The sequence below is a fragment of the Stenotrophomonas sp. 2YAF22 genome, from assembly GCF_052114665.1.
Taxonomy (GTDB): Bacteria; Pseudomonadota; Gammaproteobacteria; order Xanthomonadales; family Xanthomonadaceae; genus Stenotrophomonas; species Stenotrophomonas indicatrix.
Genome location: NZ_JBFRFE010000472.1, coordinates 1 through 3440, shown reverse-complemented (window position 1 = coordinate 3440; position 3440 = coordinate 1). Strand labels below are relative to the sequence as shown.

The following is a 3440-nucleotide window of genomic DNA, read 5'->3' as shown; positions in this document are numbered from 1 at the left end:
CTGTGCGGCCAGCGCATCGCCCGCTGCGTTGAACTGCTTGAGGTCTTCGGCCGATCCAGGTACTCGGCGGCCGACAGCGTGAACAGGTCAAGCAGTTCCTGGCGCAGTGCAGGGGCGAGTGCGGCCAACTCCCGTCCCAACCGGCCCATCTGCCACAACGCCGGCAACGCACGCCAGCCAGCCATCACCCCGAGGTCGGGCGGCGGACGCAGCGCCCAGTCGCGCAGCACATCAGCAAATACCTCCAGGCGCGCTTCATAGGCGGGCAGCGCCTGCGCATCACGTTCGGAGAACTTCGCCACCTCAGCCTGGGTGCGGCCAGGTGCGGACAGCAGGTAGCGGCCATCAGGCAATGGCAGGAAGTTGTTGGCCGGCCGCGCGACGATGCGCAGTCCGTGCGCATGCAGCTGCAGCTCCTCGATCACCTTCGGCTGCAGCAGCGACACCGTGTACGAGGCCACCGAGTTGCGGAAGCCTGGATGGAACTCCTCGGTCACAGCCGCGCCGCCAAGGATGCCGCGACGTTCCAGCACCAGCACCCGCTGCCCCGCGCGCGCCAGATACGCCGCACACACCAGCCCGTTGTGGCCGCCGCCAACGATGATCGTGTCCAACGTCGTCATGCGTTGCGGATCGCCGCTTCGATGGTGGCGATGTCGATCTTCTTCATCGGCATCATCGCGTTGAAGGCGCGCTTGGCCAGGGTCTTGTCCTTGCTGGTCACCGCTTCGATCAGCATGCGCGGGCTGATCTGCCAGGACACGCCCCATCGGTCCTTGCACCAGCCGCATTGGCTTTCCTGGCCACCGTTGCCGACGATGGCATTCCACAGGCGATCGGTCTCGGCCTGGTCCTCGGTGGAAATCTGGAACGAGAACGCTTCGCTGTGCTTGAAGGTCGGGCCACCATTGAGGCCGACGCAGGGAATGCCGCAGACCGTGAATTCGACGGTGAGCACGTCCCCCTGTTTGCCGTCGGGGAAGTCGCCGGGCGCGTGATGCACAGCGGTTACTTCGCTGTCGGGAAAGGTCTTTGCGTAGAACGTGGCGGCCTCGAGCGCACCGTTGTCATACCAGACGCAGATCGTGTTTTTGTGAGCCATGGCGGGGCTCCGCAGTGGACGAAGGCGCAGCGATAGCATGGGCGGTGTTAATGCCGGATCGTGCTGCACTGCGGGAGCTGCCGGCGCCGCGCTACCATGGCCGGACGACACGACAGGGATGATGCGTGAAGATCCTGATTCTGGGTGGCTATGGGGTGTTCGGGGGGCGCCTGGTCCGCTTGCTGGCCGACCTGCCGATGCTGGAACTGCTGATCGGTGGCCGCAACCTGGCAGCGGCACAGGCCTTCTGTGCAAGCTACGTGGGGCAATCGACACTGCGCCCACTGCAGGTCGACCGGCAACGGCTGGCCACGGCCCTGCAGGCCGAGCGACCGGACCTGGTGGTGGATGCCTCCGGTCCTTTCCAGGACTATGGCGAACACCGCTATGGCGCGATCGAAGCTTGCATCGCCGCCGGCATTGATTATCTGGACTTCGCCGACGCGGCAGACTTCGTGTTCGGCGTTTCGCAGTACGACGCGCAGGCCAGGGCGGCTGGCATCTACGTGCTGTCGGGCGTCAGCAGCTTCCCCGTACTGACCGCCGCGGTGCTGCGCGAGATGGCCACGCACATGGACATCGTCAGCGTGGAGGGCGGCATCGCGCCATCGCCGTATGCCGGCATCGGCCTGAACGTGATGCGTGCGGTGGTCGGCTATGCCGGTGCGCCGGTGAAGCTGCGCCGCAACGGTCGCGATGGGCACGGCATCGGCCTTGCCGAGAGTCGCCGCTTCACCGTCGCGGTGCCGGGGCGGYTGCCGCTGCGCAACCTGCATTTCTCGCTGGTGGATGTGCCCGATCTGCAGGTGCTGCCACCCGCACATCCGACGATGACCGACATCTGGATGGGGGCTGGCCCGGTGCCGGAGATCCTGCATCGCGTGCTCAATGTGCTGGCCAAGGCGCGCCTGCACCTGAAACTGCCATCGCTGGAGCCATGCTCGCGGTTGTTCTACACCGTGTTGAACCTGATGAAGTTCGGCGAGCATCGCGGCGGCATGATCGTGCGTGCCGTGGGCACCCGCGATGGTGCGCGTGTGGAACAGAGCTGGCACCTGCTGGCCGAAGCCGATGACGGCCCGTACATCCCGTCGATGGCGATCGAAGCGGTGATCCGCAAGCAGCTGGCCGGTGATCGGCCGTCACCGGGTGCACGCCCGGCCACGCATGCGCTGGAACTGTCCGACTACGACCGGCTGTTCGACGGGCGCACGATCCATACCGGTTTCCGCCGCGACATGCCCGGTGCCAGCCTGTACCAGCGCCTGCTGGGCAGCGCGTACGCGCAGCTGCCGGCCAGCGTGCAGGCGTTGCACGCACCGTCTGCAGCCAAGCGCTGGAGCGGCACGGCATCGGTCGAACGCGGTGCTGGGTTGTTGTCGCGGTTGCTGGGGAAAGTGTTCGGTTTTCCGGCAGCGGGCGAGGCGGTGCCGGTCAGCGTGGAGTTCACCGCAGAGGCGGGTGGTGAGCGCTGGACACGGACCTTTGCCGGCCGTCGTTTCTCTTCGTTGCAGACGCAGGGGCAGGGGCGCAACGAAGCGCTGCTGGTCGAACGCTTCGGTGCGGTATCGGTAGCGTTGGCGCTTCTGGTCGACGACGGGCGGCTGCAACTGGTGCCGCGACGCTGGTCGATCCTGGGCCTGCCGTTGCCGCAGTGGCTGTTGCCCGGAGAGAACAGTTTCGAGAGTGACGAGGATGGGCGCTTCGTCTTCGACGTGGAGATCGGCGCGCCGGTGGTGGGGCGGATCGTGCATTACCGGGGAACGTTGAAGCCCGCGTGATGTCCACCGACGAAAAAGGGCGCCACGAAGGCGCCCTTTCCGTTATTGCTGTTGCATGAACCTCAGCGCAAGACCTTGATCTGCTCGCCGTCGGTGCGCTGCATCGGCTGGCCCGGCTTGCAGCTGAAGCTGGCGCCGAATGCCGGCAGGTTCGACAGCGGGCCATTGGTGCGCCAGCGACCCGGTGCACGGATGTCGGCGGTCAGGCGGCGTGCGGCCTCGTTCGGCGACAGCTGCTGCGGCCACAGCGCAGCCCAGGCGCGGAAGAAGCCCTGCTGCTGTGCCGGCTTGGCCTTCGGCTCCTGCGCGGTGTACGCGGCCCAGGCCAGTTCCAGACCGGCGATGTCGGCCAGGTTCTCTTCCTGGGTCAGCATGCCGTTGACCTTGGCCCCCTTCACGCCGGGGAACTCGTAGGCGCCGTACTGGGTGGCGACACGGGTGCCGAGCAGGGTCCAAGCGGTCTTGTCGGCCGGGGTCCACCAGCTGCGCAGTTCGCCCTTGGCATCGACCAGCGCACCCTTGGCATCGATCGCACGGGTCAGCTCGTGGCCGACCAG

Annotated in this window: 4 protein-coding genes; 1 reads left to right on the top strand and 3 read right to left on the bottom strand. The window is 66.7% G+C overall.

Going from position 1 to position 3440, the window contains the following annotated elements:
• On the bottom strand, positions 1-623 hold a 623-nt coding region (locus AB4Y84_RS16655; protein ID WP_442250475.1), incomplete at its 3' end, for a phytoene desaturase family protein.
• Positions 620-1102 (bottom strand): VOC family protein, encoded by a 483-nt coding sequence (locus tag AB4Y84_RS16650; protein WP_312106870.1) that lies wholly within the window; start codon positions 1100-1102, stop codon positions 620-622. The genes AB4Y84_RS16650 and AB4Y84_RS16655, both read right to left, overlap by 4 nt.
• A 125-nt stretch (positions 1103-1227) precedes the next feature.
• Here AB4Y84_RS16650 and AB4Y84_RS16645 point away from each other — a divergent pair, with 125 nt between their 5' ends.
• A complete protein-coding gene (locus AB4Y84_RS16645; RefSeq protein ID WP_442244091.1) occupies positions 1228-2883 on the top strand; it encodes a DUF4166 domain-containing protein in 1656 nt (551 codons plus the stop codon).
• Between the two features lie 62 nt (positions 2884-2945).
• Here AB4Y84_RS16645 and AB4Y84_RS16640 read toward each other — a convergent pair.
• Positions 2946-3440 (bottom strand): M13-type metalloendopeptidase (locus AB4Y84_RS16640; protein ID WP_442250474.1); only part of this gene is annotated, 495 nt, incomplete at its 5' end.

Coding starts and splice junctions, on each gene's coding strand:
- AB4Y84_RS16650 (WP_312106870.1), bottom strand. CDS start 1,102: ATGGCTCACAAAAACACGATCTGCGTCTGGTATGACAACGGTGCGCTC.